This window comes from Bacteroides sp. Ga6A2, from assembly GCF_000702225.1.
GTDB lineage: Bacteria > Bacteroidota > Bacteroidia > Bacteroidales > Bacteroidaceae > Ga6A1.
Window position 1 is genome coordinate 46,484 of record NZ_JNKX01000017.1, and the last position, 26,297, is coordinate 72,780.

Here is a 26,297-nt window from a genome sequence, read left to right on the forward strand (position 1 = left end):
TCTATAGGTTAGAAGTACTAAGAATTTGCAAATGAAAAAAAAATATACCAAACCAACTTGCTGCACATTGTGCCTTATAACAGAGGCTAAGCTTATGGCTGCAAGCGACGGCTATGCTGGAAACCTACCAAGCAACCCTATTAACGGAAATGTTCCGGGCATTTCCGGCGATAAGATTTTTAACTCAAAACCCTCAACTCCAAAACGAATTGGTTTTTAGAATCATGAAGAAATTTTTTGTTTATGCCCTTGCTGCATGTTGCATCATGACTCAGTCGTGCTCGCAACTCGACATTGATACCGAACAGAAAAACGAAAACCAGCAGAATGGTCTTGACAAGATTTTCCTCGATATGAGTTTCGGCGGCTCGGAAGAGGAGGATGTGAAAGACACGCGTATTGGACTTATGTACGGAATCAAGGCGAAAAAGCCAGACTTCTATTGGGAGAGAGGCAACCGCATAATGGTCAAGGATGTGTCGTACGACCATCGCTACTACGGATATTCGCACGATACGCTCGTAATCGACAACAATCCGCAGAACGACAAGTATGCGCATTGCAGCGGATATGTTCATGCCAAGGTGAACGACGAGGTGAGAATGTTCTATCCTCACGATTTCAAGTGCCGTAACAAATATGGCGACATGCTTGCCGCAGGCCGCGAAAACGACTACGAGGCTATCAACACGGCTCACCAGACAATTCTGAAACTCGATATTTCGGGACAGAACGGTTCGTTCAGCAAGGACGGAAAGTTCACCAACGAACTGATGTATATGCGTTCGCTGAGATACAGCGTCGTTTACGATGATTGGTACGGCCAGTATTATCTTGGAAGATACAACAAAATAACGGGCAAGTTGCAGAAACTCGACCCGAACAATTCCGACGACCGTTTCTATCCGCTGGTATCTATCGGAACATTCCGTTTCTACGATTCGAACAATAAGCGCATCAACCTAAAGAATGCACAGGTTACGGTTCTGAATCAGAAGGTTAAGGCTCTCTACAACATGGACGAAGATCCGATTGATGTTAATCCATCGTCGGGAGCTTCGAATCCTGAAATGGAATATACCGAAACGAAGGATTTGATTTTCACAACCAATGGTGCCGATGATGCCAACACAAACTACGGTGACGTAGACATCGTTTTCTTCCCAGATATGGACAGAAAATCAATCGACTTTCTGCTAATGAACAATCCGGGAACCGAGGATGTACAGTTCTACGAAGGCTCTTATGCCGAAAGTTCAAACATCCGCCTGGCGGGCAAGTTTATCGGAACATCCGACGGCTGGGCAAAGGTTAAAATGAAGCAGCAGCCTCGCTACAAAGTGGGATATTTCTACAACCGCGACGGCTCAATATCCGAAGAGGCGCACTATCCGGTAGGCATCGTCTATGCACTTTCAATGACTAAGGACGGTCCTATCGACCCAACGCTTACATACGGTCCTCATTGCCGAATCATTGCGCTCGAAGACCTTGCAAATGCCAGCGGCAACACAGAATTCCTTTGGTGCGGAAGCGAAAACGACGTGGCTGAAGAACTCGATAATGTTGTAGGTACTACAACCGATATATGCGGACGAGACAACACCGAGAGTCTGTTTAACTATTGCAAGCAGATGGGCGATTACACAATATACGAGCAGGCTTGCTTGGCTCACAACTACGCTCCGAAAGACCGTCCACAGGATAAGGGACAATGGTATCTGCCATCGGTGGGAGAGTTGAGCTGCATGACTAAGGATGTAATCTCCGACCTCTCGTACTCACTTCAGGCTTTGTCGGATGCAACGTTATTCGGCTATAGCGAAAACGGAACAAAGCACGAGTATTACAACTATTGGACATCGACAGCATCAAACAAAGGACGCGCGTTCTTCTATAACCCAAACAATTACAGCACAACGCTTGCATACCGCAACCTAAAGTGGTTCGGACAGGCGCCAAGTTATCATGCGCGCGCTATTCTATCAAAGTAGGAATAAAAAAACTAAATATATAAAAGATGTATAGAACACATACTTGTGGAGAGCTTCGTCTCTCTGACGCAGGTAAAACAGTAACCTTGGCGGGCTGGGTGCAGAGAACCCGCAAGATGGGAGGAATGACGTTTGTTGACCTACGCGACCGCTACGGCATCACTCAGCTCGTGTTCAACGAGGAGAAGAATGCCGAGTTGTGCGAAAAGGCTAACAAGCTTGGTCGCGAATACGTTATTCAGATTTCAGGAACAGTAAACGAACGTGAGAGCAAGAACACAAAGATTCCAACAGGCGAGATAGAGATTATCGCATCAGAGCTGAATGTTCTGAACGAGTCGCTCACTCCTCCATTCACTATCGAGGAGAACTCGGACGGCGGCGACGATATCAGAATGAAGTACCGCTATCTTGACCTTCGTCGCTCAAATGTACGCGCAAATATAGAACTCCGTCACAAGATGACGATGGAAGTACGCCGTTATCTCGACAGCAAGGGCTTCCTTGAGATTGAGACTCCAATGCTTATCGGCAGCACGCCAGAGGGCGCACGCGACTTCGTAGTGCCTTCACGCATGAATCCGGGACAGTTCTACGCACTTCCACAGAGCCCTCAGACATTGAAGCAACTTTTGATGGTTGCTGGTATGGACCGCTACTTCCAGATTGTAAAGTGCTTCCGCGATGAGGACCTTCGTGCCGACCGTCAGCCTGAGTTTACTCAGATTGACTGCGAGATGAGCTTTGTTGAGCAGGACGACATCATCAACCTGTTCGAGGGAATGGCAAAGCACTTGTTCAAGACTATCAGAGGCGTTGAGCTTACAGAGCCGTTCTTGCGCATGCCTTGGGCAGAGGCTATGAAGCGTTTCGGTAGCGACAAGCCAGATATGCGTTTTGGCATGGAATTTGTCGAGTTGAAGGATTTCTTCGCAGGAAAGGGCGACTTTGCCGTGTTCAACGACGCTGCTTACATCGGTGGTATCTGTGCAACAGGCTGCGCTTCTTACACACGTAAGCAACTCGACCAGCTTACCGACTTCGTTAAGCGTCCTCAGATTGGCGCAAAGGGTCTGGTTTACGCTCGCGTTCAGGAAGACGGCAGCGTTAAGTCATCGGTAGACAAGTTCTATACTCCAGAGGTTCTTGCTGGACTGAAGGAGCAGATGAACGCTCAGCCGGGTGACTTGATTCTCATCCTTTCGGGCGACGATACAATGAAGGTACGCAAGCAACTCTGCGAACTTCGTCTTGAGATGGGTGAGCGCCTTGGTCTTCGCGACAAGAACAAGTTTGCTCTTCTTTGGGTTGTTGACTTCCCAATGTTCGAGTGGAGCGAGGAGGAAAACCGCTTGATGGCTATGCACCACCCATTCACTCATCCAAAGGACGAGGACATTCCGTTGCTCGACACAGACCCTGCTGCTGTTCGTGCCGATGCGTACGATATGGTCTGCAACGGTATCGAGGTTGGCGGTGGCTCAATCCGTATCCACGACCAAGAATTGCAGGCTAAGATGTTCGAGATTCTCGGCTTCACTCCAGAAAAGGCTCAGGAGCAGTTTGGCTTCTTGATGAACGCATTCAAGTTTGGTGCGCCTCCTCACGGCGGTCTGGCTTACGGTCTCGATCGTTGGGTGAGCATCTTCGCAGGTCTCGACAGCATCCGCGACTGCATCGCATTCCCTAAGAACAACAGCGGACGCGATGTTATGCTCGATGCTCCGGGCTTCATCGACCAGAAGCAACTCGACGAACTTCAGCTTGCTCTAAATCTGAAGAACGAGTAATAAAATATCAGGAATCTCCCGACATCCTTTTGTTGGGAGATTCTTTTGATTTCTTCGAAAATATTCATTTATGAGAATAAACTATTTATACATTCTTACGATTGCACTTTTACTGATAAGTTGCAGAAACAGAAGCATAAAAGATGTTGACAGAACGGTTTCTGCTCCCCAAAAGACAGAATCCCTATCATCAAAGATAGAAGCCTTTGTTGACTGGAGTAAAACTCACAAAAGTTCCGAAATTAAACTTGACACAATATCCTACAAAACATCACAATTTTTGACATTCAAAAAGGACGGCAGTTTTCTTCTTAACAAACTCAACTTGGTATCGGAAGCAAATCATAAAGCGGCGACGTGCTCCAACTACAAGGATTGGGAATATGTCGAAGAAATATCTGTAAACTATTACAAACGTAACGAATTTATAAGTTTCTTATATACATGCACATCATGGAGTTTCCATCGACAATACGATGAGATTTGTTACACTTATATTGTTTTAGGCAATAAAGTATACGAAGTTACGCTGGTTGTTACGCCAGAACTTAAAAAAATTGTAGAAAGAGCAGTATTACGTTTTGATGAGAACTGCCGTGCAAGATATTGGGCAGAAAGTATAGAATATGGATTCTGCATTGATTCTGGAAAAATCCTTATCCGTCCAATTCCTTATTCTATTTTTGATGAAGAAGATTATTGCTATTGGATTGACATTCCATTTAGTAAAAATCTAAAATTCAAACTGACTGATACAAACGAAATAATTGAAGAATATAGAAGAATTGCATATCCAGAGCCTCAAAACTAACATGACTGACATGATAAAACCGATATACATATTGATGATTCTTGCTGTTATCACTTCGTGCGTTTTTACAGAAGACACAGAACGAGTTGTTACAATCGACAGCAATGAAAAGGCTTTCGGTTGCAACTCATTTGAGCTCATTGATAGCCAAACATTTAAGATTGACAATGTAATCTATTCGCTAAATAATAATCATCTCGAAATTACGGGATGCGATAAAAGATTTGAGGGAAAAGCACGTTTTATTTCTGCGTTAAACTATCACGGAACAGTATACAAAACAACAGTTATAGATTCACATGCTTTTTCAAATTGCAAAACACTTACCGACATCGAAATTCCCAAAAGTATAACGCACATCGACGAATTTGCATTTTATGGCTGTAAAAGCCTAAAGCAAATATACATTCCGTCAGGTGTGAAGTACATTGGCGTTTTGGCTTTCGATTCTGATTTTCTGACATCCATATCTGTCGATGAGAACAATCCAACATACGACTCGCGAGAGGATTGTAATGCGATAATCAGAACCAAAGACAATTGTCTGATAAAAGGATGCTGCAATTCAACGATTCCCAAAAGCGTAAAAGGCATAGGAGTCGCCGCATTCTCTACATGCAAGGAGCTGAAAAACATAAAAATTCCGGAGAACGTTCTATATATTGAAGAAGCGGCTTTTTTCGAGTGCACAAATCTGAAGGAAATTGAATTGACAGAAGATCTTAAAAAAATAGGCCCAAGAGCGTTTGACGGATGTTGCAACTTGCAATCCATATTTATTCCTGCCAGCGTTGAAGAACTACACGAAGATGCTTTTATGCGTTGCAACACACTAACGTCGATATCTGTAGATAAAGCCAATCCGTTTTTTGACTCACGAGAAAATTGCAATGCTATAATACGAACAAAAGACAACCGTTTGGAAGTTGGAGGCGGGCTAACGAAAATTCCAGAAGGCATAAAGTCGCTCGGTATGTTGGCATTTGAAAATCGAACCAATTTGAAATCGATAAACATACCAGCCAGTTTGGTCGATATTTGTGGAAACCATTTTATTGGATGCGTTGCGCTTAAATCGATAACAGTAGACGAAAAAAATCCGTTTTACGATTCGAGGAACAACTGTAATGCAATTATATGTAAGAAAAACAACAGTCTGATAAGCGGCTGTGCAAACACAATTATCCCAAACGATGTTGAATCTATCGCGCCATCGGCATTCGAAGGATGTAAAATGCTTACACACATCGAGATTCCAGACAATGTAAAAGATATAGAATCTGATGCCTTCGCTGAATGTACAAACCTGAAGGGGTTCAGTTTTCCTCGCAAAATAAAAATCATACATTCTGTTTTTAGGAACTGCGATAGTTTGGAAACAATATTTTTACCTCGCGAAGTTACAAAAATAGATTGCGAATTTAAGTATTCGTGCAAAAATCTGAAAAGAATCGTAATTCCGAAAGGTTCACGGCAGAAGTTTGAAAAACTTATAGAAAGAAAATACCACTATCTTATTGTTGAAAAATAATGACAATCCCGAAGGAATCCCGAAACAAACCCGAAGGAAGTCACTTGCATTCAAAACAAGATAAAAGTTTCGACAAACTAACAAACAATCAGCATAGTAGGATGGCAAAACGGCAAGTAATCCTTGTCTATTCCGCACAATAATCTTTTCATTTTCGTAGGATAAGTCTTTTGTGATTCGATGGTTTTATATTATCTTTGCCACCACAAAGTAATTTATTTGTTTTCATGAAAAGAAAATTGTTTTTTATCTCAGCAGCAATGCTTACAGTTTGCGCGCCGATGTTTGCACAAAACGAAGTCGGTCAGCAGACAGAGCAGGAGGAACAAAATGTTCAGGAAACACGCGTTTCTGCCTCAGAGCAAATTCAGTCGGTGCTGAAAAACTACCAAGATTCACTTTCGAGTACAATCTACAAGTTCAGAACTGGAAGTGATAGCGATGCGTTCAACACTCGAATGAATCCGTACGGATACAAGATGTTTGTTCCATACACTTTCTACAAGTCGCCGGTAACTCAGCAAATGTCGCTGAATTCCGATTCTGGCAACGAGAAGCACACGCAGGTTATGGCGTTTGCCAACAAGCATTTGCTTAACACATACATGCACTTTCCCGACAACTTCGCTACAACCGAAAACGAACTGAAGGACGTAAAGGTGAACTTGGGCGAGGTAAAAAAACGCAACATAAAGGTTAGCAAACTTATCGACAGCGATGCTTCGAGCGATGTGGGCAAGGACAATGCTCTGGTAAAGAAGCCTAACTTCTGGAAATATACTGGCAACGTGTCGTTGCAGTTCACGCAGAGTTACATCTCGGGAAACTGGTATCAGGGTGGTACAAGTTCAAACTCGATGCTCTCTAACTTCAAGGCAACGGCGGTTTACGACGACCAGCAGCGAATCTCATTCGACAACGCGCTCGAACTTAAACTCGGATTCATTCAGCAGGAAGGTGACACGATTCACAAGTACAAGACAAATTCCGACCAGTTCCGTCTGACATCGAAACTCGGTTACAAGACAGCCGAAAAGAGCGATTGGTACTACACTCTCCAACTCGAGGCTTACTCTCAGTTCTGTTCGGGTTACAAGACCAACGATTTGAAACGATACTCAAGTTTTCTGTCTCCGGGAAAACTGGCGTTCTCTCTCGGTATCGACTACAAGAAGACTGGAAAGAAAGGCGAGGTTTCCGTCCTCTTGTCACCGGCTACATACAACTTTACTTGCGTAACCGACTCGCTTGTTGACGAAACAAGTTACGGTCTGAAAGAAGGCAACAAGATTCTGCACGACTTCGGTTACAAGGTTCAGGTAACATACAAGTACGTATTCTGCAAGCAGATTTCGATGGAAGGAAGATTCTACGTATTCTCTAACTACCACAAACTCGAGGGTGAGTTGGAGCACACATTCAACTTCCAAGTCGGAAAATGGCTTTCTACAAAACTGTACTTCTATCCACGATTCGACGACAATCGCACGCGCGTAGAGGGCTACAACTACTGGCAGATGAAGGAAATGCTAAGTTTCGGTCTGAACTACACGCTATAAAAATATTTTCAGATAACAAAAAATCGGTCAAGTCCAATTCTGTGGATTTGACCGATTCTTGTTTGCTGCCTAATGAATTCTTCTGCAATAAAACTCGTATCTCAGATTTATCTCCTTAACGAAATTGTACGTTTCGCCGCCTCGCAGATATCCGGCTTTGCAAACAGGGTCCGAGAAGTATTTGCGTTGCGATTTCAGCAGAACGAAATGACCAACGTCTTCCCACAACTGAGGGTCTTTTCCGTGCTTCTTTGCCAAAGCCTGAGCATCGCGGATGTGCGTGTATCCGGCATTATATGCCGCCAGAATGAACTTGATGCGCTCCTTTCGGTTTTTCACATCCTTGAAAGTCTTGTCAAGCGTGGCGATGTAGCGAACCGCGCCCTTCACGCTATACTCAACATCATTAAGTTTATCCGCAGGAATGCCCATTGCGCGCGCCGTTCTTGGCATTAACTGCATAATTCCGCGAGCACCAGCCCACGACACCACATCGGGATTAAACTTAGACTCCTGATAGGCGAGCGACGCCAACATTCGCCAGTCCCATTTTATATCTTCAGCATAAAGTTTGAAGTACATATCGTATTTCGAGATATGACCGGTGGTGATATCCATAATCGGATTATACATTTGGTTTATCTGTGCAAACTCAAAGTATTTATGTATGCTAATCTGATATTCCTTAGTGTTGATGTTCGCCTTGTGCCACTTGTCGGCAGCCTCGGCAAGCAACGGAGTATCCCTTCGGGTTGCCCACGCAGCATTCTGGTTAAGGCTGATTTCCATATTCACATCGAGTTTAGTGTTGAACTGAGCATTGATGCGCGCAAGGTCGTTGTCGCAGATTGTGTAGTCTATTTTGCCTTCTGCCACCTGCTGACACAAATCCTCCACGCTCACTTCCTCGTTGTAGACGGGCTGAACATCGATGGCATTTCCGCCCAACTCCTGATTAAGGTTGTAGAGGCGCGTGAGATACTTCTCGCTCTTGGCATACACCTTTTTTCCAACAAGCTGAGTAACATCTTTAATCGTGTTGCTGTCTTTGCGCTGAACCAGCACCTGATGCGTTACGTTACGCTGTCCGCAATAGGTGAGATAGCGGCGGTATTGCTTCGTAACAGGCAGATTGTAAACGATGATATCAGCCTGCTTGTCGAGCAGTTTCTGAACCATCTCGTTCTCGTTGCTCGCCACAATAATTTTCAGTTTCAGATTGAGCGACTTGGCGAAACTTTTAGCCAGTTCGTACTGAAAACCCATTATCTCCTCGCGATAGTTGAAATAACTTGCAGGACCGCTCATAGTCAGAACCCTCAACTCGCCACGCTTTTGAATGTCGGGCAGGTCGAGCGTTTTTTTCAGTTCAACCTTCTCGTTCTGAGAGCCGTCCTTGCGATAGTAATAAACCACCGTAACCACGGCGATGGCAGCCACCGCCACAGGAAGAAGCCGCTTGTCGAGAGTCTTTGCAATCGCTACGAACCTTTTCAGAAATTCGATTATGCGCCTAAAAATATTTTTCATAAACAATTAGTTTCTTTTTGCATGCATTCTGTAGAAGTTATGTCGACTTCGGATTTGCTTAACATAATTAAATGTCTCACTTCCACGCATATAACCATATTTTACTGAAGCATCATTATAATACATCGGCTTGCTGAGCAGAAGAACATACTGGTCTACGTTTCCCTGCCAGACGTGCGGATTTTTGCCATGTTTCTGAGCCAGAGCCATAGCGTCTCTGATATGATGACTTCCGCCGTTGTACGAAGCCAAAACGAAATTCAGACGCTCGTTGCGGTCGTGAATGTCGCTGAACGTTCTGTCGAGTTTGCGCAGGTAGCGCGTTGCCCCGGCGATGCTCGATTCTGGATTCATCAAGTCGCCTTCGGAGATGCCAACCGAAGCCGCCGTTGCTGGCATCATCTGCATCAGTCCCTGCGCTCCAGCCCACGACACAGCACTCGGGTTGAAACTGCTTTCCTGATAGGCGAGCGAGGCGAGAAGACGCCAGTCCCAGTCTATCGTTCCGGCATACCGCTTGAACAGCGCATCGTACTTGCTTATGATTCCAGCCTTCATGTTAAGCATCTGAGCCGCCGGCTTGCCACGATGAACGGGGCGGAACAGCAATCCCTCGAAATATTTGCGGTGAAGCATCTTCGACTCGGGCATCGTGCCAGCCTGAGCGCACCACTCGTTTACCGACTGGCGGAGCAGAGGAGCGTTCTTACCGACCGTCCACACCAGCGAATCGCGCTTTCCGCCCGAGGAATGTGAGATTATCATGTCAGCCTCGCCGTTTTCGAGCATCTTCTTCAGTTCGGGCATCGTGTCTGCCACCTGAACGCGGATTCGTGCACCAATGCTGTTGGCATAAAGCGCAGCCATCTCGAACTGATAACCGAACTCCATTCCGCGGAAACTGAAATAATCGTAAGGACCGTAGAGCGAGGCAACAATCAACTCGCCGCTTTCCTGTATCTTGTCAAGGTCGAAATGTTCGTTCTGAACATCATCCGTAGTTTCTTTTTTATCGAAAAAGGCACTTTTCTGCTGTTCGTCTCCGCTGTTTCTGGCGCATGAACAAGAAAGTGCCACAAGAATTATTATTGCAATTTTGTGATACATGATGCAAAAATATATAAATAAGCAGAAAATCAGTCTAAAACAGACTGGATTTTTCAGAATATCAAGCAATTTTGTCATTTTGTAAATTTCGGAAGAAAATGATAATGACAAACTTACGGATTGTAAGATTCGGTATTTCTTTTATCATCTGATTGCACAAAACAATGTCTAAGATTATGATTTTTAAAAATATTTAGTCTTTTTTGTTGCAGATTTAAAAATAATCACTACTTTTGCAACCGAATTAAAACAAAGTATAAAAGAAAAATGACATTTACAGCACACCATCATTTCCATCATGGAACCAACGGGTAATCGGTGGGCTGTTTGTCGTATACATACAGAGAGATTTGAATCAAGGCTTGCCGATTTTTATTGGTGAGTCTTTTTTTATATAGTTAAATCAACCAAGTAAAACAACAAAAAACAAATATCAAAATGTTAAGAATAGCCGTACAATCAAAAGGTCGTCTTTATGAAGACACAATGGCACTACTTGCCGAAGCAGACATCAAAGTAAGTTCGTCTAAGCGCACACTTCTGGTGCAGTCGCCAAACTTCCCAATAGAGGTTCTCTTTCTGCGCGACGATGATATTCCGCAGAGCGTTGCAAGCGGCGTTGCCGACCTTGGTATAGTAGGCGAGAACGAGTTTGTTGAACGTGCCGAGGATGCCGAAATCATCCGTCGTCTGGGCTTCAGCAAGTGCCGCATCTCACTTGCAATTCCTAAAGCAATCGACTACAAGGGCGTTGAATGGTTCAACGGCAAGAAGATTGCCACATCATATCCCGGAATCCTTAACGATTTTCTGAAGAAGAACAACATAAAGGCCGAGGTTCACGTAATAACAGGTTCGGTAGAGATTGCTCCGGGCATCGGACTTGCCGATGCCATCTTCGACATCGTAAGTTCAGGCTCAACACTCGTAAGCAACAACCTTAAGGAGGTTGAAGTTGTAATGAAGAGCGAGGCTCTGCTCATCGGAAACAAGCAAATGGACGAGGACAAGAAGGCAATTCTCGAAGAACTTCTGTTCCGCATCGAGGCTGTAAAGGCTGCCGAGGACAAGAAATACGTTCTGATGAACGCTCCGACAGAGAAACTGAACGAAATCATCGCCGTTCTGCCGGGAATGAAGAGCCCAACCGTGATGCCGCTGGCTCAGGAAGGCTGGAACAGCGTTGCAACCGTGCTCGACGAGAAATGCTTCTGGGACATCATCGGTAAACTGAAGGCACTTGGCGCACAGGGCATCTTGGTTCTTCCAATCGAAAAAATGATTCTGTAAAACACGACACAACATGAAGGTGATAAAATATCCATCGCGAAGCCAATGGAACGAAATCCTTGAGCGTCCGGTGATGAACATAGACAAGCTGCGCGACACCGTTTGCAGCGTGCTTGCCGAAATTAAGTCAGACGGCGACAAAGCCGTAAAGAAATACGAACTGATGTTCGACAAGGTCCAACTCGACAGCCTTCAGGTTTCGGAAGCCGAGATTGAAGAGGCCGAAAAACTCATCGACCCGAAACTGCGCGAGGCACTCGTTCTGGCGCACAGCAACATCAGCAAGTTTCACGAGGCGCAGAAGTTCGAACCGATAAAGGTTGAGACTCAGCCGGGCGTTGTATGCTGGCAGAAGAGCGTTGCCATCGAGAAGGTCGGGCTCTACATTCCGGGCGGAACTGCACCGTTGTTTTCAACCGTGCTGATGCTTGCAACTCCAGCAAAGATTGCCGGCTGTAAGGAAATCGTACTCTGCACACCTCCATCAAAAGACGGAAAAGTCAATCCTGCCATCCTCTGCGCAGCCAAGGTTGCCGGAGTGAACAAGATATTCAAGATTGGCGGCGTTCAGGCAATCGGAGCAATGGCTTACGGAACTGAAAGCGTTATAAAAGTCGATAAGATTTTCGGTCCGGGAAACCAGTTCGTTATGGCTGCAAAACAACAAGTTAGCCTTAGCGATGTGGCAATAGATATGCCAGCAGGTCCGTCGGAAGTTGAGGTTTTGGCAGATGCGCAGAGCAATCCGGTCTTCATTGCGGCCGACCTTCTTTCGCAGGCTGAACACGGAGCCGACAGTCAGGTTCTGCTCGTCTCAACAAGCGAGGAACTCATCGAAAAAGTTCAGGAGGAGGTTGAGAAGCAGCTCAATCAGCTTCCACGCAAGGAGATAGCCGAGAAAGCTCTTCAGAACAGCCGTCTGGTGGTTGTAAAAGACATGGAAGAGGCTATCGAGATGACAAACGAATACGCTCCAGAACATCTTATCCTGAGCAATGCCGATTATAAAGAGGTGGCAGAGCGTATAACTCATGCCGGCTCAGTATTTATGGGACAGTACAGCTGCGAGAGTGCCGGCGACTACGCTTCGGGCACAAACCACACGCTGCCGACAAAGGGATATGCAAAGGCTTACAGCGGCTTATGTCTCGACAGTTTCGTAAGAAAGATGACGTTCCAAGAACTCACAGCCGAGGGCATCAGAAACATCGGTGCTGCTGTCGAGATTATGGCGGCAAACGAACAGCTCGACGCTCACAAAAATGCAATGACAGTAAGATTAAAAACTGTATAACATGAAGAATCTTAAGGATTTAATAAGACCAAACATATACGCTCTCGCACCATACAGTTGCGCGCGCAACGAGTTCAAGGGACTCAACGCAACGGCTTATCTCGATGCAAACGAGAATCCTTACAACAGCGCGGTGAACCGTTATCCAGACCCTCTTCAGCTTGAAGTGAAGGATCTGCTCGCGCCTATTAAGGGCGTGAAAGAGAGCGAGATATTCCTCGGAAACGGAAGCGACGAGGCTATCGACCTCGTTTACCGAATTTTCTGTCGTCCTGGCAAGGATAACGTCGTTGCCATCGAACCGACTTACGGAATGTACGAAGTTTGCGCCGACATCAACGATGTTGAGTATCGCAAGGTGCTGCTCGATGAGAAATTCGACATCTCTGCCGATAAAATTCTGGCAGCAACCGACGAAAATACAAAAGTCATCTGGTTCTGCACGCCAAACAATCCGACGGGCAACAGCCTTAATCAGACTGAGATTGACAAGGTGCTGAAATCATTCGACGGCATCGTTGTTGTAGACGAGGCTTACAGCGATTTCTCTGCAAGTCCGCTATATCGCAACCGTCTTTCCGAATTTCCGAACATCATCGTTCTGAACACATTCTCAAAGGCGTGGGCAAGTGCGGCAATCCGCCTCGGAATAGCCTTTGCAAGCCCTGAAATTATCGGTTACTTTAACAATGTAAAGTATCCGTACAATGTGAATATCCTTACTCAGAAACAGGCAATCGACATTCTGAAAAACCGCGAGAAAGTGGCAGAGTGGGTTAAGATTATCCTTTCTGAACGCAGCCGACTCATCGAGGAATTCGGAAAACTTAGCATCTGCAAGAAGATTTATCCGTCTGATGCGAACTTCATTCTTGCCGAGGTTGAGGATGCCAACGCAACGTACAACTATCTGATAGAGAAGGGTATAATTGTTCGCAACCGCAACAAGGTAACTCTCTGCAAGAACTGTCTTAGAATTACCGTCGGAAATCCTGAAGAGAACGACGAATTGCTGAACGCTCTGAAATAACGCGCATCATGAAACAGAAGATTTTATTTATCGACAGAGACGGAACTCTGATAAAAGAGCCTGCTGATGAGCAGATTGACTCGTTCGAGAAACTCGAGTTCGTACCCGAGATGTTCCGCAACCTAAGTTTCATAAAGTCGCACCTCGACTTTAAGTTTGTGATGGTTACGAATCAAGACGGACTCGGCACGCCGGCAAATCCGTCGGAGAAATTCTGGCCAATCCACAACTTCGTGCTACAGTCGCTCAAGGGCGAAGGCATCACATTCGATGCCGTTCATATCGACGAGCATTTTCCCGAGGATAACTCGCCAATGCGCAAGCCCGGCACCGGGATGCTAACCGAATATATAAACAACGACGAGTACGACCTTGCCGGAAGTTATGTTATTGGCGACCGAGAGACAGATGCACAACTTGCACGAAATCTGGGCTGCAAGGCTCTCATTCTTGCCAATCCGACCCTCACATCGGGCGACCCTTCGAACAGTTTTTCGGCAGCAAAGCCAAAGGCTCAGGATGCCGACGGAATAACGTACGTTGAGGACTGGAACAAAATTTCAGAACTTCTCTTCGCCGGAGAACGCATTGCCGAGGTGAAGCGAACAACCAAAGAAACCGACATCTATGTTAAACTGAACCTCGACGGAACAGGCGTTTGCGACATAAATACCGGACTCGGTTTCTTCGACCATATGCTTGAGCAGATTGGCAAGCACGGCAGCATGGATTTGACCATAAAAGTAAACGGCGACCTCTATGTTGACGAGCATCACACCATCGAGGACACCGGTTTGGCTCTGGGCGAATGTATTTTGAAAGGATTGGGCGACAAGCGCGGCATAGAACGCTACGGCTACTGTCTGCCAATGGACGACTGTCTGTGCAGCGTTGCACTCGACTTCGGAGGCCGTCCTTGGCTTATCTGGGATGCCGAATACAAGCGCGAGAAAATAGGCGAGATGCCAACCGAGATGTTCTTCCATTTCTTCAAGAGCCTTAGCGATGCGGCAAAGATGAACCTCAACATTAAGGCTGAAGGCGACAACGAGCATCACAAGATTGAGGGCACTTTCAAAGCCCTTGCAAGAGCCTTGAAGATGGCTGTAAAGCGCGACATCTACAAGTTCCAGTTGCCATCTAGCAAAGGAACGCTGTAAAAATACATATCAAAAGAAGGCTGTTTCACATCAAGGCAGAAACAGCCTTCTTTTTTCAGAATAATGTTAAAAGTCGTAAAATACTTCTGCCAAGAAATCTGTTTTTTATATCTTTGTAAAAACTACAACTTTTTTATAATGAAAAGAATACACATCATATTTTTTCTACTGCTTTTTGCCACCCTATGCAATGGAAAAGCCGTTGCCGATTCCGACTCAATCTACTTACGTCCGGAGATTCTCGCTGAATATGAAGGTGGAGTGTTTAAAATGATGAAATATATCAGCAAGAAGGTTTTTGAATCCGGATGTACAAATCCATGTCCACATATCGTTGTACGGTTTGTTGTAGAGAAAGACGGAAGCATCTCGAACGCGAGAGTACATTATAATTCCTCAGGTCTGGACGATAGTGACCTTAAAACAATCATATACGAAATGCCAAAATGGAAATGCGCCGTCCACAACGGGGAGAAAGTGCGCAGCTGGAATGCCACTCCCATGTATCTTCATTATTACCTTACGGACGAAGAAATAATAATAAGGACAGAGCGAAAGGAAGACTCAATACAAAAATGTCGCTCTGCCATCAAACTACGAAAAATAAAGATTCCGAAAGGCATCACAACTATATCAAAACATGCTTTCTGGAGAAAAGAAGATTTGTCAGAAATATCTATTCCAAAGACAGTTACAGCCATTGACGACGGAGCATTTGAAGACTGCAAAAATCTTACAACAATCAATCTGCCAAAATCTGTAAAAAAGATAGGCACAAACGCCTTTTGCAACTGCGAAAAACTCAGTCGGATAGTCATTCCAGAGAAAGTCGAAAAAATTCCTGCTGCCATGATGTTTTCTTGCAAGAATCTTACAGATGTAACCCTTCACGACGGCATCAAGACGATAGGAGACGATGCTTTCGGGCGATGCGAAAAACTCAAAAGAATCATCATTCCCAAAGGCACGCGCAGCAAATTCGAGAAACTCCTTGAAAAAAAATATCATCAGTTTCTAACAGAAGACGAGGGGAGATGAATGTTAATTTTAGGATTGTCTCACAGTCTGAAAAACAGAAGATTTAATAACACGCAAAAATGTTAAAAAAACATCGATGCTTTTTCTCTCAAAGCCTTAAAAATTCTTAAAAAAAATGTATTTTTGCATGCTGTAAGAGAGATTATTGTTATGGAGCATATAACTGATATCCAAATCCAAGAAAAAGCTGATGAAGTTTTCAAGGTATTAAAAGAAAGAGGAACAACTGAACAGGAAATCAAAAAAGTAATAAGTTCGTACAGACTTGCAGCCGAGGCTCACTATGGCCAGAAACGCAAGTCGGGCGAGCCGTACATTGTTCACCCTATAGCCGTGGCAAAAATCGTGGCTAAGGAACTCCAACTCGATACCGATACCGTTTGCGCCGCGTTTCTGCACGACGTGGTGGAAGACACGCCATACACCATCGACGAAATCAGAGACCAGTTTGGCAGCAACGTGGCATTCCTCGTAAAGGTTGTTACAAAGCAGAAGAAGGCAAACTACGAGATGTCAAAGCAGCTCGACAACTTCAAGCAGATGCTCGACTCGGTTCAGTACGACATTCGCGCCATTCTTATCAAACTTGCCGACCGAATGCACAACATGCGCACGCTTAGCAGCATGAGGCCCGACAAACAGATGAAAATTGCCGGCGAAACAGATTATTTCTATGCTCCGCTTGCCAACCGTCTTGGACTTTACAGCGTAAAGACGGAACTCGAAAATCTGAGTTTCAAGTACCGATGTCCGCACGAGTACAAGAAACTCGAAACGCTCATTCAGCACGACAAGACGGCATCCGAGGCGATGCTGCAAAACTTCAACTCCAAAATCTCCGACATTCTGAACAAAAACAGAGTTCCGTTCCGCATCTATACCGAATACCGAATGCCCTACAGCCTTTGGCGAAAGATGCTTAAGAGCGGAAAGGATTTCAAGCATCTGGAAAACAGGCATATAACTCACATTGTCTTTCCCGATATTCTTCCAGAAACGGAGAAGAATACCTGTCTGAAAATCTACTCGCTTCTGACCGATATTTTCAAGGAAAAACCGGGCGGAATTGCCAATTACATCGATTCTCCGAAAGAAAACGGCTACCAGAGTTTTCATGTAAAACTGCTGTCAGACCATGGAACGTGGGAGGAAATCCACATCAGTTCTGAACGAATGATTCGCACTTCGCAACTCGGAGCGATGGCAGACCGAACAGAAAACAACATACGCAAATGGATTGAAAAATTCAAGTCGGTGCTGAAAGACGTCGCGATAAACAGTCAGGAGGGCGGCTTCATCGAGAGTGTTGTAACATCGTTCTACAACGACGATATCATGGTTTTCAGTCCGAAGGGCAGACCAGTTGTTCTGCCGCAGCGTGCCACCGCGCTCGACTTTGCGTTCGAGATTCATAACATGATTGGCGAACATGCCCAATACGCGCGTATTAACGGCCGTGTATGCTCGGTTAAAACGGTGCTGAAGCGCGGCGACTGCGTTGAGATTGGCGTAAACGAGAACTGCCATCCGCAGGACGATTGGATTAAGCACGTATTGACCTACAAGGCGAAGCGTTTTCTGAGTTCGTACATCAAAAAACATGCCGTTGCCAAAACTTACGAGCGATGTACGGTCTGCAATCCGCTGCCGGGCGATGAACTTATCGGTTTTAAATGTCTGAATTCAAAACTGATAACAATTCATCGACGCAACTGTTCGAGAGCCATCAGCCTTGCCTCGAAAGACGGCGACTCGATTGTTTCGGTTGATTTTTCGGAAGACGAGAATGTGCTCTATCCCGTAAAGATAAGCATCAGAGCAGTAGACCGTTATCATCTTCTATGCGACCTTATCGACTGCATCACAAACGTGCTGAAACTGTCTATCATCAGCCTCGAAACCACGACAATAGACCAGATTGTCGATTGTACAATCGTCTTTTCCGTTCACTCTTTCAACGAGTTGCAGCACGTTATCCGCAATATTTCAGAAATTGACGGCGTAGACGAGGTTCATCAGGAGAAGTGCGAGATTCGCTAATCAGATTTTTACAATGCGGTCGGCATGTTCGTTGGCAAGAGCCGACTGATGCGTTGAAAGAATCACAAGTTTATGCTCGTTGTGCGCAATATGCTTTAGCAGAAGCATGATGTCGAGTTGGCTCTGCTCGTCGAGAAAAGCGGTTGGCTCGTCAAGAATCAAGACTTCACATTCCTGCGTCAAAGCCTTTGCTATCATCGTTTTCTGACGTTCGCCATCCGACAAATCAGAGAAGTACGAATGTTGTTTGTACGCAAGTCCAACCTTGGCAATCATCTCCCCGACAATCTCCTTGTCGCGGTTCGACAGTCTGCCGAAATATCCCGTGTGAGGCTGTCGTCCAAACGAAACAACCTGCTCAACGGTAATATTATCAACCTGAACCTTATCTGTAAGCACAACTCCAATAAATTTACTTATCTGTCTGAATGACAATTTGTTTATATCGGTTTCTTTAAGAAATACAGAGCCTTTTATCGGCTTCAGAAATCCCGAAAGCGTGCGAAGCAAAGTCGATTTTCCGGCTCCGTTTCTGCCAAGCAGACAGACAAGTTCACCTTTTTCGAACCGAAGATTGATGTCGCTTGCAACAACCTTTTTTCCGTAGCCGATAGACAGATTTGCGGCAGAGAGGATTCCATCGCGGTTAGCCGCTTCAGATGAGCGGGAAATTCTTCTGCCAAACGAAAGCGAGATGCGGTTTCGGTATCCGCTGAAAATGACATACAGAATTACAGGCACTCCAATTATCGGCGTAACGGCATTAACGGGCAGCGTTGTGCCTTTGCCCGGCAGAACACACAGAAAATTGCAAAGCAGAGCCACCATGCTTCCGCACAGAAGCGTGAAGGGCAGAAGCGTGTTGTGATGCGACGAGCGCAAGGCGATACGCGCCAGATGCGGCACGGCAAGTCCGATGAACGATATTGGACCGCAAAAAGCCGTCGTAACCGCCGTAAGAAGTCCCGTGGCAACGAGCAGCAACTGATAGGTGAGTTTGATGTTCACGCCCAGATTGCGCGCGTAGTTATTGCCCAGAAGCAAGGCGTTGAGCGGCTTTACAAGCGCAATGGACAGAATCCACCCAACAACGGTGAAGACGACAAATATAGGTAATTGCTCGGTCGTGACGCTGCCAAAACTGCCCATTCCCCAAAGAATGTACGAATGAACACCCTGTTCGTTGGCAAAATAATTAAGAAGCGTAATGCACGAAGAGGTGAGGAAACTGATTACGATGCCGACGATGAGCAGAAGCAACTCGTTGGTAATGAACGTGGCAAGCATAAGCAGGATACCGAGCACAAGCATAGAGCCGAGCAAGGCTGCCACGATAATCACCACCCAGCCTTTGCCAACGATGGCGAGCGTTGTTCCGCCGAAGCACAAAAGCACGACTGCCACGCCAAGACTTGCTCCCGAACTGATGCCGAGAATGGAAGGGTCGGCAAGATGATTGTGGAAGGTTGTCTGCAACATAAGTCCGGCAACGGCAAGCGAGCCGCCGCATAGCAGAGCCGTAACCGCCTGTGGCATTCGCGAGTGCAGAACTATGAAGGTAAATGCCTCGTTATTGCATCGCCCTGTAAACAAAATGCTTACAACATCGTCGAAAGGAATGTTTACCGAGCCTACAAACAGATTCAGCACAAACAGTACAGCAAGAAGCATGGCAATGAAGGCGAATTTCAACGTAGTGCTGGATAATGGTATATACTTCATATCGTTAAACATCTTCTTCTATAATGTTCTGTTCTTTTAAAGAACAATGAGACTGATATTTCTGTTTTGTACCTTTCGGAACATAAAACAAACAATCTTTATCAACATCCTCAAAATCAAATTCATTAAACATTTTTTCAATGTTTTCTTTCACTCCAATATGGATTCTTTTTAATCCAGAGCAACCTTCAAAAAGTGGAGCCATATCCTTTTTTTCAATACTTGCAGGGATATACAGTTCTTCTATTCCGCTACAATCACAAAAAGCCATATGCTCTAATTCTGTTACGGATTCTGGTATTCTTAAAATCTTTGTTTTTATTGCACTTGGGCAAAAAATAAGTTTTTTTAGATCTTTTGAATAAAGAATACCATTCAAACTAACATAATTACAATTTTTCACATCTACTTTAATTTCATTTAATGATAGACACTTATAAAAAGTTGCTCCATCAATTACGTTTTCTACACCACTTGCCAGATATACGCTTTCAAGTTCAGCACATCTTATAAAAGAGCCACCTCCTATAAACCTCAAATTACTTGACAATCTTATACTTCGTAATCTTTTACACTCATAAAAAGCGTGCCATCCTATAGATTTCACTGTATCCGGCATTACTATTGAAGTTATTTCCTCACAACCTGCGAATGCATAATTTGCAATTTTAATTGTACCATCAGGAACCACGAACTCTCCCTTTATCTTATTGGATATATGTGAACACACAGTCGAGTTTCCTATGACATTAATTCTGTCAAAATTCAGGATATCCACATTGTACTCTCTTTTTATTCTGTTCAATACGAGATCTATTTCTTTAGTTTCATCTTTCCCTTTAAGTCTTTCATAATTTATAAAAAACAAAGTTGTTAACTCCTCAGGATAAACCCAATCATAACGAAAAACATCTGACTCGGGAAAAGATACACTATGTATATAATACGTTTCTAAAAAACATAACAGATCATGAAATTCGCTTGAATTCACACAATTACCCCTAAGAATTTCTATATAATCACATGACAAACGCTGGTATAATTTCTGTTCACCAAGTTTACGCATACAATCTTCAAAATCAAGCATGTAACAACGTTTGCCATTTCCTTCATTATATTTATAATAGTCGCCCTTGCCAAAGAAAAAATCTCTGACCTCGTTTCTTCTGATTGCCTTTATGTAATCATCTATATATCCATCCATAATTTTACTCAGAGATAGGTTTGTAATAACGTGGAGAATAGTCTTTCTCCACCAAGTCAGGGTTCGAGATGCTTACGAGATCCTTCAGCATTATGTCGGGGCGGAAAGGGGCTTCGATATAAATAAGTTCGCTTGTCGATGCGTTGTAGACCTTTCTGTCGGCAAAGGCCTTGAACTGGCTGTATTTTGCATTCTCGCCAAGCATCTGTCGGTACGAGAAAGGAGAGTCGTGATAGACAACCCACACATCGGCATCCTTCGATTTTGACAAAACCTGCTCGAACGAGAGCGGCTTAGACATCTCCTCTTGATGCTTGAACGGATACTCAAATCCGGCATCGCTAAACAACTGGCCATTAGTGCTATTGCCTCCCGGAGTGTACCACGCGCCCTGATACATCAAGCCGGCAAGAATCGTCGGTCTTTTCTTGCTCTTTGCAACCTTCTGCTTTAGGGAGAAATAGTTTTTCTCGACAACCGAGAAAAGTGAATCAGCCTTTCTTTCGCAGCCGAAAAGAATACCGTAGAATCGCATCCATTCGGCTCGTGCAATGGCTGAAACCTCGGCATAGTCGGCACATTCAACAATTGGGATTCCAATCTGTTCAATCTTTCCGTAACTTGTGTTGCCCTCGAATGGCGAAACCATCAGCAAATCGGTCTTGCTGGTTATAATCTGCTCGATATTTGGGTTCATTCCGTTGCCGAAATCCTTAATCGTACCGTCCTTTATAAGTTTCTGAACATCTGGCAGATTCATATACTGAGCATCGCAAACGCCGCCGATTCTGCCAAGCTCGCCAAGCATACTCAACAATCCGCAATGCACGCTGCTGAAGATTGCAGCCCTCTCGCTCGGCTTTCTGATGACCGTACCATCAACTCCGCTAACATCCGCCGTCGAATCGTTGGGAATAATGTATGTATGCAGAACCGCACCATCTTTCCAAGGGTTTGCAAGCACGGCCTTCCGATAGTTTTCATAGCGATATACTTTTATGTATTTTGCATATTTAAAATTCAAACTATCAATAGGTTTAGTATTGTTTGTTGAAGTATTGCTTCTGCACGAGCATAGTGCAAACAAAACGTATAATGCGGTAAGCGTTTGTATTATGTGTTTCATCCTAAAAAAATATTTTTTGCAAAGATAATATTTTTTGTGCATTAAATTGTATTTTTGCGAACTCGTAAAATTGTAATGAAAACAGATTCTGACAAAAAACATATAGCCAAATCGATAAGTCTGTTCGGCGGTCTTCAGGGACTTAGCATCTTGTCCGGACTGGTACGAAACAAGGTGGTGGCAATTCTTTTAGGCCCTGCCGGAATGGGACTTATCTCGCTCTACAACAACATCGTAACCTTGCTCAACAACGTGAGCAATCTGGGCATCTCGTTTAGCGCGGTAAAGCACATTTCAGAACTTTACGAAGAAGACAATCGCGAAGCCTTGCTAAGATACATAACTGTTGTACGCGGTTGGACAATCATCTCGTCGCTTTTCGGACTTGCGTGCGGAGTGGCCTTGTCGCCGCTGTTCAGTTATCTACTATTCAACGACCTGTATCATAGCATTCACATCAGTCTGCTGAGTCTTGCAGTTCCGTTCGGGATTGTTTCGGCTGTAGAGATGGGAATTTTGAAGGGCGTACGCAAGATTCGCGAGATGGCATACGCATCCGTTGCTATGGTTGTTGTGTCGCTCATCGTCGTTCTGCCAATGTACTATTTCCTTGGCATGAAGGGAGTTATGCCTTCGATTGTTGCCATGGGGTTCATAACAATGGCGGCAGCAACACATTTCTCGTTTCAGGAGTTTCCTGTTTTTGTTCCGCAGAAAATCAGAGAAATAACCGGCATTGAGCGATTTCCGTGGTACATGGGCAAGGCCGAAAATGCCGTAAAAATAGAGGTTAGGGGAGTTATTGACGAAGGAAAGCCGATGATAAAACTCGGCATCGCTTTTGTGGTCGGAATGTGCGCCACATCGCTAACCGAAGTCTGCCTGCGAACAGCCCTTCTGAAGATTGCCGACATCGATACCGTAGGACTTTATAACGCTGGATATCTGATAGTTGTAAACTACGCCGGAATGGTTTTCTCGGCAATGGAGAGCGATTATTTTCCGCGTCTGTCTGCCGTAAACAAAGATGCCGACAGATTCAACAAAGTGGTTAACAATCAAGCATTTGTATCGCTCCTTATAATCTCGCCTGGCATAATAGCCTTTATGTTCCTGATGCCGTGGTGCCTGCAACTTCTGTTCAGCGAGCGTTTTCTCGTCATAACCGGAATGTTACAGCTCGCCGCTCTCAATCTCTACCTGCGTTCCGTAACGCTTCCGGTGGCATACCTCAACCTTGCCAAGGGCGAGAGCCGCGCATATCTGATTCTCGAAATATCATACGACATTTTCTTCCTCGCATCGATGCTGATTGGCTACAGCCTGATAGGGCTTACCGGAACGGGACTGGCAATAACCGTCTCCGCCATTTTCGACTTTATAATTGTGGTGGCGTGGTGCTCGCTAAAATACGGCTTCAGGCTTGAGAAGAAAGTAATCATCACGCTTATAATCAATATCTTGATTGGACTGGCGGTTTATCTCTTCGTATCGGGATTAGTCAGAATCTGACGCCTCGGGCATCTGTTTATTTCCGTTTCTCGATTATTTTATATATTTTTGCTTCTCAATTGATTAAAAATGCAAGTACAAACTTTAGAAATACCAGAAATTATTGATGAGAGAGGAAGCCTCTGCTTTCTCGAGGGGCTGAAACATATTCCGTTCGAGGTGAAAAGGGTTTTCTGGACTACCAAAGTTCCCGAAGGCAAGGACAGAGGCGGACACGCGCATCAGACCAACGCCGAAGTTGTCTTTGCCATAAGCGGAAGCGTAAAAATTAAGACCGACGACGGAAAGGAGCAACTTGAATTCGTTCTGGACAAACCAAACGTCGGACTCGTTATTCCGCCAAATGTTTGGGCTGATTTAACTGATTTCAAGGAAGATACAGTACTTGTAGTAATGGCTTCGGAAGAATATAGCAAGATTGGTTATATACATAATTATCAAGAATTTAAGCAAATGTATGGAAGAGATTAGTATTGTAAGATACAACGATGAACATTTTGACGAATGGAACAATTTTGTCGATTCGTCGAGAAACGCCACATTCTTGATAAACCGCAACTATCTCGACTATCACAAAGCCAGATTCTGCGATGCGTCTGTAATGATTTACATTTCAGACAAACTGAAGGCTCTCGTGCCCGCTAACTTCGACAAATCATCTGGCACAATATGGAGTCATCAAGGTCTTACTTACGGCGGAATCGTTACGCACAACGACATGACCGGCGCAGAGATGCTCGACATTTTCAAGATTCTCTGCACTTATTTCAAAGAGCAATACAATGCCACGGCATGGATTTACAAGCCATATCCGCACATCTATGCAAGTTATCCAAGCGAAGAAGATTTGTACGCACTTTTTAAAGTCGGAGCACAACTTGCCGTCCGTCAGATTTCATCAACAATAAGACAAGACGAGCCGCTGCCATTCAGAAGCCTCAGAAAACGAGGCGCAAAGAAGGCTCTGAACAACGGATACACAATAAAAGACGATGATTTGGAAGGACTAAAAGAATATTGGTCAGTCCTCGACGAAGTCCTTTTCAGTCGCCACGACAAGCATCCTGTTCACACTTACGACGAGATTCTACCACTGGTTTCGCACTTCCGCAAGAACATCATTCTGCACACCGTGGCTAATCCCGAAGGGAAAATCTGCGCCGGAGTATTGGTATTCCTCAGCAAAATGGTGGCACATGCGCAATACATAGCAGGCAACGAGGAGGCAAAGCAAAACGGCGCGCTCGACCTTCTGTTTTATCATCTGATAAAAGAGGTTTACAAAGATGTGCCGTTCTTCGATTTCGGAATATCAAGCCAAGATTCCAACGCCTTTCTCAACACCGGACTTCTGTTCCAGAAAGAAGGATTCGGAGCAAGAGCCGTGTGCTACGACACCTACAAAATAAATCTGTAAACAATGGCTGAAGAGATTCAATTTTTAGACTTGAAGAAAATTTCGGACTCGTTCGAGCCCGAAATGTCAGAGGCAATTCTGCGCGTGGTTAAGAGCGGATGGTATCTGCAAGGGCAGAGCGTAAAGAATTTTGAACAAGAATTTGCCGACTACTGCGGAAGCAGATTCTGCATTGGCGTTGGCAACGGACTCGATGCTCTGACGCTGATTCTCACGGCTTACAAGCATCTTCTCGGCTGGAACGACGGCGATGAGGTTATCGTATCAGCAAACACATATATCGCCTCGGTTTTGGCAATCACAAAAGCCGGACTGAAGCCTGTTGCATGCGAGCCTTCGTTGGATGACTATCTTATTGATGTTGGGTTAATCGAGCAACTCGTCAACAACCGGACAAGGGCAATTATGCCAGTTCATCTCTACGGCAGATGTTGCGACATGACAAGCATCGCGGAAATCGCCCATAAGCATAATCTGAAGGTTGTGGACGATTGTGCCCAAGCCCACGGAGCGGTTTTCAACAAAAAGAAGGTTGGCTGTCTTGCCGATGCGTCGGGCTTCAGTTTCTATCCCGGCAAAAACCTTGGTGCGCTGGGCGATGGCGGCGCGGTAACAACCAACGACGAACTTCTTGCCACCGCCGTACGCCAGATTGCGAACTATGGGTCGGAGCGAAAATATGTAAACAAATACAAAGGCATAAACAGCCGTCTCGACGAGATTCAAGCAGCGGCTTTATCGGTCAAACTTAAACGTCTCGACAAGGATAATGCAGCACGCCGTAGGGTGGCAGAAGCCTTTACAAAGAGCATCAGCAACCCGTTCGTAACACTTCCATACATAGATGTATGTCGCGATTTTTCTGGTGATGAGCGCAACGTTTTTCACATCTATCCAATAAGATGCGAACATCGCGACGAACTTCAGAAGCATCTGAAAGCCAACGGAATAAATACGCTTATTCATTATCCAATTCCGTTCCACAAGCAGAATGCCTACAAGGAGTGTACAAATTTGCATCTGCCAATAACGGAAATAATTCACAACGAGGAACTTAGTCTGCCAATGTCGCCACTTCTTACAGAAAGCGAGATTGAGCGAATTGTTGCAGCCGTAAACAGTTTCAGACCATAAAAATCAGC

General features: G+C 44.9%; 21 protein-coding genes and 1 pseudogene. 16 read left to right on the forward strand and 6 right to left on the reverse strand.

The window, feature by feature from the left end:
• The first annotated feature begins 31 nt into the window (after positions 1-31).
• The 6 genes from T538_RS0105895 (at position 32) to T538_RS0105920 (ending at position 7,685) form a co-directional block, all read left to right on the forward strand.
• Positions 32-220 (forward strand): hypothetical protein, encoded by a 189-nt coding sequence (locus T538_RS0105895; RefSeq protein WP_031540900.1) that lies wholly within the window; start codon positions 32-34, stop codon positions 218-220.
• Positions 221-224: 4 nt separating this feature from the next.
• A complete protein-coding gene (locus tag T538_RS0105900) occupies positions 225-1,994 on the forward strand; it encodes a hypothetical protein (RefSeq protein WP_031532651.1) in 1,770 nt (589 codons plus the stop codon).
• A 26-nt stretch (positions 1,995-2,020) separates the two neighbouring features.
• A complete protein-coding gene (gene aspS / locus T538_RS0105905; RefSeq protein WP_031532652.1) occupies positions 2,021-3,784 on the forward strand; it encodes an aspartate--tRNA ligase in 1,764 nt (587 codons plus the stop codon).
• A 70-nt stretch (positions 3,785-3,854) separates the two neighbouring features.
• Positions 3,855-4,595 carry a hypothetical protein gene (locus T538_RS0105910; protein ID WP_031532653.1) on the forward strand — a complete coding sequence of 247 codons (741 nt, stop codon included), beginning with the start codon at positions 3,855-3,857 and terminating at the stop codon, positions 4,593-4,595.
• Positions 4,552-6,126, forward strand: coding sequence for a leucine-rich repeat domain-containing protein (locus tag T538_RS0105915; protein ID WP_155993019.1), 1,575 nt, complete (start codon positions 4,552-4,554; stop codon positions 6,124-6,126). The genes T538_RS0105910 and T538_RS0105915 overlap by 44 nt, the downstream gene beginning before the upstream one ends.
• Before the next feature lie 260 nt (positions 6,127-6,386).
• Positions 6,387-7,685 carry a DUF3078 domain-containing protein gene (locus tag T538_RS0105920; RefSeq protein WP_197025752.1) on the forward strand — a complete coding sequence of 433 codons (1,299 nt, stop codon included), beginning with the start codon at positions 6,387-6,389 and terminating at the stop codon, positions 7,683-7,685.
• A 69-nt stretch (positions 7,686-7,754) separates the two neighbouring features.
• On the opposite strand, the gene T538_RS0105925 is transcribed toward T538_RS0105920, so the two are convergent.
• Both T538_RS0105925 and T538_RS0105930 read right to left on the reverse strand, forming a co-directional pair.
• Positions 7,755-9,215 carry an MltF family protein gene (locus tag T538_RS0105925; protein WP_155993021.1) on the reverse strand — a complete coding sequence of 487 codons (1,461 nt, stop codon included), beginning with the start codon at positions 9,213-9,215 and terminating at the stop codon, positions 7,755-7,757.
• Positions 9,216-9,221: 6 nt separating this feature from the next.
• Positions 9,222-10,322, reverse strand: a complete 1,101-nt coding sequence (locus tag T538_RS0105930) for an MltF family protein (protein WP_051655909.1) — start codon at positions 10,320-10,322, stop codon at positions 9,222-9,224.
• Between the two features lie 438 nt (positions 10,323-10,760).
• Between T538_RS0105930 and hisG the strand changes: the two genes are divergently transcribed.
• The 6 genes from hisG (at position 10,761) to T538_RS0105965 (ending at position 18,174) form a co-directional block, all read left to right on the forward strand.
• Complete coding sequence (hisG, locus tag T538_RS0105940; RefSeq protein WP_031532658.1) at positions 10,761-11,612, forward strand: ATP phosphoribosyltransferase; 852 nt, start codon at positions 10,761-10,763, stop codon at positions 11,610-11,612.
• A 13-nt stretch (positions 11,613-11,625) separates the two neighbouring features.
• Positions 11,626-12,906: a histidinol dehydrogenase gene (hisD, locus tag T538_RS0105945; RefSeq protein ID WP_031532659.1), complete on the forward strand. Its 1,281-nt coding sequence runs from the start codon at positions 11,626-11,628 to the stop codon at positions 12,904-12,906.
• Position 12,907: 1 nt separating this feature from the next.
• Positions 12,908-13,936 carry a histidinol-phosphate transaminase gene (hisC, locus tag T538_RS0105950; protein ID WP_031532660.1) on the forward strand — a complete coding sequence of 343 codons (1,029 nt, stop codon included), beginning with the start codon at positions 12,908-12,910 and terminating at the stop codon, positions 13,934-13,936.
• Between the two features lie 8 nt (positions 13,937-13,944).
• On the forward strand, positions 13,945-15,096 hold the full coding sequence (gene hisB / locus T538_RS0105955) for a bifunctional histidinol-phosphatase/imidazoleglycerol-phosphate dehydratase HisB (protein ID WP_031532661.1): 1,152 nt from the start codon (positions 13,945-13,947) through the stop codon (positions 15,094-15,096).
• 138 nt (positions 15,097-15,234) lie between these two features.
• Positions 15,235-16,134, forward strand: coding sequence for a leucine-rich repeat protein (locus tag T538_RS17635; RefSeq protein WP_051663821.1), 900 nt, complete (start codon positions 15,235-15,237; stop codon positions 16,132-16,134).
• A gap of 150 nt (positions 16,135-16,284) precedes the next feature.
• The gene (locus tag T538_RS0105965; protein WP_031532663.1) at positions 16,285-18,174 is read left to right on the forward strand and encodes a RelA/SpoT family protein; all 1,890 of its coding nucleotides are present in this window, start codon (positions 16,285-16,287) and stop codon (positions 18,172-18,174) included.
• On the opposite strand, the gene T538_RS18810 is transcribed toward T538_RS0105965, so the two are convergent.
• From T538_RS18810 to T538_RS0105980, 4 genes and pseudogenes are all read right to left on the reverse strand, one after another.
• Positions 18,175-18,915, reverse strand: coding sequence for an ABC transporter ATP-binding protein (locus T538_RS18810; RefSeq protein WP_369794976.1), 741 nt, complete (start codon positions 18,913-18,915; stop codon positions 18,175-18,177). It lies immediately after the preceding gene.
• Positions 18,892-19,896 (reverse strand): annotated as a pseudogene (locus tag T538_RS18815) (iron chelate uptake ABC transporter family permease subunit); the annotation flags it as partial. The gene T538_RS18810 and the pseudogene T538_RS18815, both read right to left, overlap by 24 nt.
• Before the next feature lie 4 nt (positions 19,897-19,900).
• Entirely contained in the window at positions 19,901-21,100 is a 1,200-nt protein-coding gene (locus T538_RS0105975; protein WP_031532665.1) for a leucine-rich repeat domain-containing protein, read from the reverse strand.
• Positions 21,101-21,104: 4 nt separating this feature from the next.
• On the reverse strand, positions 21,105-22,124 hold the full coding sequence (locus T538_RS0105980; RefSeq protein WP_197025753.1) for an ABC transporter substrate-binding protein: 1,020 nt from the start codon (positions 22,122-22,124) through the stop codon (positions 21,105-21,107).
• A 177-nt stretch (positions 22,125-22,301) separates the two neighbouring features.
• On the opposite strand from T538_RS0105980, the gene T538_RS0105985 reads away from it, so the two are divergent.
• The 4 genes from T538_RS0105985 to T538_RS0106000 all read left to right on the forward strand — a co-directional run bounded on the left by T538_RS0105985 (position 22,302) and on the right by T538_RS0106000 (position 26,289).
• Positions 22,302-23,738, forward strand: coding sequence for an oligosaccharide flippase family protein (locus T538_RS0105985; RefSeq protein WP_051655910.1), 1,437 nt, complete (start codon positions 22,302-22,304; stop codon positions 23,736-23,738).
• Positions 23,739-23,807: 69 nt separating this feature from the next.
• Positions 23,808-24,209: a sugar 3,4-ketoisomerase gene (locus tag T538_RS0105990; RefSeq protein ID WP_031532668.1), complete on the forward strand. Its 402-nt coding sequence runs from the start codon at positions 23,808-23,810 to the stop codon at positions 24,207-24,209.
• Positions 24,196-25,155, forward strand: coding sequence for a GNAT family N-acetyltransferase (locus T538_RS0105995; protein WP_031532669.1), 960 nt, complete (start codon positions 24,196-24,198; stop codon positions 25,153-25,155). The genes T538_RS0105990 and T538_RS0105995 overlap by 14 nt, the downstream gene beginning before the upstream one ends.
• A 3-nt stretch (positions 25,156-25,158) precedes the next feature.
• Entirely contained in the window at positions 25,159-26,289 is a 1,131-nt protein-coding gene (locus T538_RS0106000; protein ID WP_031532670.1) for a DegT/DnrJ/EryC1/StrS family aminotransferase, read from the forward strand.
• Positions 26,290-26,297: the final 8 nt, after the last annotated feature.

Excerpts from the sequence above, each read along its gene's own strand:
- T538_RS0105895 (WP_031540900.1), top strand. The coding sequence starts at position 32 with ATGAAAAAAAAATATACCAAACCAACTTGCTGCACATTGTGCCTTATA.
- T538_RS0105900 (WP_031532651.1), top strand. The coding sequence starts at position 225 with ATGAAGAAATTTTTTGTTTATGCCCTTGCTGCATGTTGCATCATGACT.
- aspS (WP_031532652.1), top strand. The coding sequence starts at position 2,021 with ATGTATAGAACACATACTTGTGGAGAGCTTCGTCTCTCTGACGCAGGT.
- T538_RS0105910 (WP_031532653.1), top strand. The coding sequence starts at position 3,855 with ATGAGAATAAACTATTTATACATTCTTACGATTGCACTTTTACTGATA.
- T538_RS0105920 (WP_197025752.1), top strand. The coding sequence starts at position 6,387 with ATGCTTACAGTTTGCGCGCCGATGTTTGCACAAAACGAAGTCGGTCAG.
- T538_RS0105925 (WP_155993021.1), bottom strand. The coding sequence starts at position 9,215 with ATGAAAAATATTTTTAGGCGCATAATCGAATTTCTGAAAAGGTTCGTA.
- T538_RS0105930 (WP_051655909.1), bottom strand. The coding sequence starts at position 10,322 with ATGTATCACAAAATTGCAATAATAATTCTTGTGGCACTTTCTTGTTCA.
- hisG (WP_031532658.1), top strand. The coding sequence starts at position 10,761 with ATGTTAAGAATAGCCGTACAATCAAAAGGTCGTCTTTATGAAGACACA.
- hisD (WP_031532659.1), top strand. The coding sequence starts at position 11,626 with ATGAAGGTGATAAAATATCCATCGCGAAGCCAATGGAACGAAATCCTT.
- hisC (WP_031532660.1), top strand. The coding sequence starts at position 12,908 with ATGAAGAATCTTAAGGATTTAATAAGACCAAACATATACGCTCTCGCA.
- hisB (WP_031532661.1), top strand. The coding sequence starts at position 13,945 with ATGAAACAGAAGATTTTATTTATCGACAGAGACGGAACTCTGATAAAA.
- T538_RS17635 (WP_051663821.1), top strand. The coding sequence starts at position 15,235 with ATGAAAAGAATACACATCATATTTTTTCTACTGCTTTTTGCCACCCTA.
- T538_RS0105965 (WP_031532663.1), top strand. The coding sequence starts at position 16,285 with ATGGAGCATATAACTGATATCCAAATCCAAGAAAAAGCTGATGAAGTT.
- T538_RS0105975 (WP_031532665.1), bottom strand. The coding sequence starts at position 21,100 with ATGGATGGATATATAGATGATTACATAAAGGCAATCAGAAGAAACGAG.
- T538_RS0105985 (WP_051655910.1), top strand. The coding sequence starts at position 22,302 with ATGAAAACAGATTCTGACAAAAAACATATAGCCAAATCGATAAGTCTG.
- T538_RS0105990 (WP_031532668.1), top strand. The coding sequence starts at position 23,808 with ATGCAAGTACAAACTTTAGAAATACCAGAAATTATTGATGAGAGAGGA.
- T538_RS0105995 (WP_031532669.1), top strand. The coding sequence starts at position 24,196 with ATGGAAGAGATTAGTATTGTAAGATACAACGATGAACATTTTGACGAA.
- T538_RS0106000 (WP_031532670.1), top strand. The coding sequence starts at position 25,159 with ATGGCTGAAGAGATTCAATTTTTAGACTTGAAGAAAATTTCGGACTCG.